4 protein-coding genes and 2 pseudogenes are annotated in these 4,562 nt (G+C 67.0%); 3 read left to right on the forward strand and 3 right to left on the reverse strand.

Annotated features, from left to right (window positions below):
- A pseudogene (locus AC2VON_RS20920) lies at nt 1-383 on the forward strand (dihydrolipoyl dehydrogenase); the annotation flags it as partial.
- Here AC2VON_RS20920 and AC2VON_RS20925 read toward each other — a convergent pair.
- The gene (locus AC2VON_RS20925) at nt 373-1,617 is read right to left on the reverse strand and encodes a DUF92 domain-containing protein (protein ID WP_486954633.1); all 1,245 of its coding nucleotides are present in this window, start codon (nt 1,615-1,617) and stop codon (nt 373-375) included. The pseudogene AC2VON_RS20920 and the gene AC2VON_RS20925 overlap by 11 nt on opposite strands.
- 213 nt (nt 1,618-1,830) lie before the next feature.
- Nucleotides 1,831-2,370: a carboxymuconolactone decarboxylase family protein gene (locus tag AC2VON_RS20930; protein WP_486954634.1), complete on the reverse strand. Its 540-nt coding sequence runs from the start codon at nt 2,368-2,370 to the stop codon at nt 1,831-1,833.
- 90 nt (nt 2,371-2,460) lie between these two features.
- Here AC2VON_RS20930 and AC2VON_RS20935 point away from each other — a divergent pair, with 90 nt between their 5' ends.
- Nucleotides 2,461-3,333 carry an acyl-ACP thioesterase domain-containing protein gene (locus AC2VON_RS20935; RefSeq protein ID WP_486954635.1) on the forward strand — a complete coding sequence of 291 codons (873 nt, stop codon included), beginning with the start codon at nt 2,461-2,463 and terminating at the stop codon, nt 3,331-3,333.
- Nucleotides 3,330-4,193 carry a 3-hydroxybutyryl-CoA dehydrogenase gene (locus AC2VON_RS20940; RefSeq protein WP_486954636.1) on the forward strand — a complete coding sequence of 288 codons (864 nt, stop codon included), beginning with the start codon at nt 3,330-3,332 and terminating at the stop codon, nt 4,191-4,193. Before AC2VON_RS20935 ends, AC2VON_RS20940 begins: the two co-directional genes overlap by 4 nt.
- Nucleotides 4,194-4,197: 4 nt before the next feature.
- On the opposite strand, the pseudogene AC2VON_RS20945 reads toward AC2VON_RS20940, so the two are convergent.
- A pseudogene (locus AC2VON_RS20945) lies at nt 4,198-4,562 on the reverse strand (TetR/AcrR family transcriptional regulator); the annotation flags it as partial.

Consider the following 4,562-nt stretch of genomic DNA (forward strand, 5'->3'; position numbering starts at 1 on the left):
CGCTCGGCGACTACCGGATGATGCCGCGCGCCACGTTCTGCCAGCCGCAGGTGGCCAGCTTCGGGCTCACCGAAGAGCAGGCCCGCACCGAAGGTTATGACGTCAAAGTTGCCAAATTTCCGTTCAGCGCCAACGGCAAAGCGCACGGCGTGGGTGACCCGAGCGGCTTCGTCAAACTGGTGGCCGACGCCCGCTACGGCGAGCTGCTCGGCGCCCACCTGGTCGGCCACGACGTCTCGGAGTTGCTGCCCGAGCTCACCCTGGCGCAGAAGTGGGACCTGACCGCCGCAGAACTGGCCCGCAACGTGCACACGCACCCGACGATGTCAGAAGCGCTGCAGGAGTGCTTCCATGGCCTGACCGGCCACATGATCAACTTCTGAGCACCAGCTCGAAGACCGCCAACGCGACGGCCATGCCTGTCGCGTTGGCGAAGGCGTTAACCACGTCGTTGTCGATCCAGCGGTGTCCGAAGGCGAGTTCACCCGGTACGCCGCAGTGCTGTCGGTCCTCCACCACGGCAAGACACGACGCACACACGAAGCGGCCCTGCACGGTCGCGCCGAGCAGCGAGTCCAGCAGCGAGCCCGCTGTCCCCGCCGCCAGCCCGACGACGATGATGGTCGGGTTCGCCATGAGGGCGCCGACGGCCCCCACCGCCAGGCCGCCCAGTCCGGTTGCCGCGAAGCCCAGCGGCGAAACGGCACCGGACGTGCCCTTGGGAACTCGGCGTCGAGTGCGCAGCGACACCGGCAGCTTCGCGGAGAAGCGGCCGATCTCAGACGCCCACGAATCCGCGATGGAAGCCGCGATGCCGCCGATGTAGACGACGAACCACAGCTGGTTGCGCGTCAGCGCATAGCCGATGGCCGGGAGCACCAGCGGGAGCACACCGTTGACGACGACCTGATTCAGCCCTCGTAGGCTTTCGGCTCGCTTCTCTTGCCGGTATGCCGTCAGGACGCTGGTCAGGATGAGAAATGTTGCCGCCGGAACAATCCAGAACCATCCACCGAGAGCGATCGCTACCGCCGCGACCAGCGCGGCACCGATCGCGCCGGGTAGATCCAGCCATCGCAGCCGCACCATCGACGGCGCCGTAGCGCAGCCCACGATGGCTGCCACCGACCAGCGCAGTGCGTCCGCGGACGACAAGTCGTGCCCGACGTGCAACAGCAGGGCAACCCACGGCGTGATCACCAAGTTGTCCGCCGCGGGCAATACCAGCAGCTCGATGGACGCGGTCGTCAACGCAACGAAGACCGAAACGGCCACAGCCACACCCACGCTGGACCCGAAGCCGGCCAGAGTGAAGGCCAGTGATATCCCCAACGTGATCACCGCGAAGACCGCCGCCCCCTCGAAAGATCGCGCGGCACCGCCGACGGCGACACGACGGCGGCCGAAGTGGTGCCCGACAAGCGCGGCGCCCGCGTCGGCCAGGCCCAACACCAAAACGCCTACGGCGATGGCGATCCGGTCCGGCCAGAACACCGCAACGGCAATGAGAACACCGGCGGCGAACCCGACCAGCCCGTAATCGCGCTTCCGGGTGCCCTCGAGCACGTCGGAAAGCAAACCTTTCTCCACGACGAAGACCAGGGCAACGACCGTCACGAGCAAAACCATGACAAGCGCCGCTGAGCTGGAAAACCAGAAGGCCGAGGCCGCGGCGAACACGCCGCACAACGCATGCGGAATCTTGCGGGCGACCAGACGCCCGGCCCCCACCTTCAGCAGCGCCCACCCGAGGGCTGCGAGGGCTGCGGCGAGCAGCAGCGTCGCGCCGCCGGCGAGGGCGATGTCGTGCCTGAGCGGAGTCGTCGTAACCTACTCCGGGAAATCCAGCGGTACCCGCAGTGCGGCCAGGGTCGCCGCCAGCGCGTCGTATTGGCCTGCCAGCGTGACGAATTCGATCAACTGCGGCCGGTCCAAGTGACCGGACAGCTCGGTCCAGGTGCGATCCGAGAGGGTGCGGGTGTCCAGCAGTTCGTCGGTCGCGGCGATCAGCACACGCTGTCGGTCGGTCAGGCCGCCAGCGCCCGGGCCTTCGAAGATGCGCTCCTGGGCGGCGTCGTCGAGCCCGGCCTTGGTGGCGATCCGGCGATGGTGCTGCAGCTCGTATCGGCTGTTGCGCAGCTGAGCTACCCGCAGGATCACCAGCTCGGTGTCACGTTTGGGCAGTCGGCCACCGGACAGCAACAGCCCGGCCCACGGCAGCCAGGACCACATCAGCCGCTTGTGCTGGCCGAGCGTGGTGAACAGGTGTGCCTGCGGGACACGTTGCCGGCGGGCGGCAAGCTTGCAGAACACCCAGTTGAAGACACCCAGGTCAGGTAACCGGGGGGTGGAGGGGATACGGCCTGACACCCGCGTCACCCTACCTGCGCATCGGTTTGGCGACGGGGTGACGTCCCTGGCATGATCACGCTGGCTGGGAAAAGGGGAGCGGAGCACAGCATGACAGGCGATACGTCGGTGAACCGCACCGGCCTGGCTGGTTTGGCGAAAGCCATGATGGCAGTCCCGGATCCGCATCCTGACGTCTTCGACCGGGACTGGCCGCTACGGGTCGCCGACATCGACCGAAAGGGCCGGCTGCGGTTGGACGCCGCCACCAGGCACATCCAGGACGTCGGTCAGGACCAGCTGCGTGAGCTGGGGTTCGAGGACACCCATCCACTGTGGATCGTGCGCCGCACCATGGTCGATCTCATCCGGCCCGTCGAGTTCAGCGACATGCTGCGGCTGCGACGCTGGTGTTCGGGCACGTCCAACCGCTGGTGTGAAATGCGGGTCCGCATCGACGCCAAGCGCGGGCGCGGCCTGGTCGAGTCCGAGGCGTTCTGGATCAACATCAACCGGGAGACCCAGATGCCGGCCCGGATCTCCGACGACTTCCTCGACGGCCTGCGCCGCACCACCAGCGTCGACCGGCTGCGCTGGAAGGCCTACCTGAAGCCGGGCAGCCGCGAAGACGCCACGGAAATCCGCGAGTACCCGGTTCGGTTCACCGACATCGATCTGTTCGACCACATGAACAACTCCGTGTACTGGTCGGTGGTGGAGGACTATCTGTCGGGCTACCCGGAACTGCTGGCCGCGCCGCTGCGGGTCACCCTCGAACACGACGCCCCGGTCGCGCTGGGTGACAAGCTGGAGATCATCTCGCACGTCCACCCGCCCGGCTCCACCGACCAATTCGGACCTGACCTGGTCGATCGCACCGTCAGATCGCTCACCTACACGGTCGGCGAAGAGACCAAAGCCGTCGCGGCGATCTTTCCGCTCTCAAAGCCGGAACCGACAACAGGGCTGGAGGAAAAGAGTTGAGTGACAACGTGATCCAACGAGTCGGCGTCGTCGGGGTCGGGCAGATGGGCGCCGGTATCGCCGAGGTCTCCGCCCGCGCCGGCGTCGAGGTGACCGTCTTCGAGACCACCGAGGCGCTCCTCGCCGCGGGCCGCGACCGCATTGTCACATCGTTGGACCGCCGGGTGAGCGCTGGCAAGATCACCGAAAGCGATCGTGACGCGGCGACCGCCTTGCTGACCTGCACCACCGACCTGAGCGATTTGGCCGACCGGCAACTGGTGATCGAGGCCGTGATCGAGGACGAAAAGGTCAAGGCGTCGATCTTCGCCGAGTTGGACCGCGTGGTGACCGACCCGGCCGCGGTGTTGGCGTCGAACACCTCCAGCATCCCGATCATGAAGCTGGCCGCGGCCACCAAGAATCCGGCGCGGGTGCTGGGCCTGCACTTCTTCAATCCGGTGCCGGTGCTGCCGCTGGTCGAACTGGTCAGCACGCTGGTCACCGACGAAGCCGCCGCCGCCCGTGCCGAGCAGTTCGCCCGCGTCACGCTGGGCAAGCAGGTGGTGCGTTGCTCCGATCGGTCCGGCTTCGTGGTCAACGCGCTGCTGGTGCCCTACCTGCTGTCGGCGATCCGGATGGTGGAGACCGGCTTCGCCACCGCGAAAGACGTGGACAAGGCTGTGGTCGCGGGCCTTTCGCATCCGATGGGCCCGCTGCGGCTGTGCGATCTGGTCGGTCTGGACACCCTCAAGCTGATCGCGGATAAGATGTTCGACGAGTTCAAGGAGCCGCTCTACGCTGCGCCGCCGCTGCTGCTGCGGATGGTCGAGGCTGGTCTGCTGGGCAAGAAGTCCGGGCGGGGCTTTTACTCCTACTGACGGCCTACCGGCTCCCACTGCCCACCGGCGGCACCAACCGCGGCGGGATCGGGGACGGGTGCGGCCCGGCGTTGAACTGCTCCAGCGACCCGCCGGCCTCGACGATTCCGCACAGCGCGCTCCAGCTCAGCATGGTCAGGTAATCGATCAGGTCGTCAGCGCTCATCCGCGGGTCCAGCAGCCACGAGTGGGTGGCCAGCTGGACGCCACCGACGATCATGTACGCCCAGGCTTCGACGCCGTGGGTATCCAACCCCACTTGGTGCATCCGCCGTCGCAGCATCACCGCGAGCATGCGGGCGATGATCCGCTCGGAGTCGGCGATCACCTTGCTCTTGCTGGCCGAGCTGTTGGCCATCACGAACCGGT

Source organism: Mycobacterium sp. TH-M82, assembly GCF_057473605.1.

Bases quoted from the DNA above. Each gene is read 5' to 3' on its own strand.
- AC2VON_RS20935 (WP_486954635.1), top strand. From the start codon at position 2,461: ATGACAGGCGATACGTCGGTGAACCGCACCGGCCTGGCTGGTTTGGCG.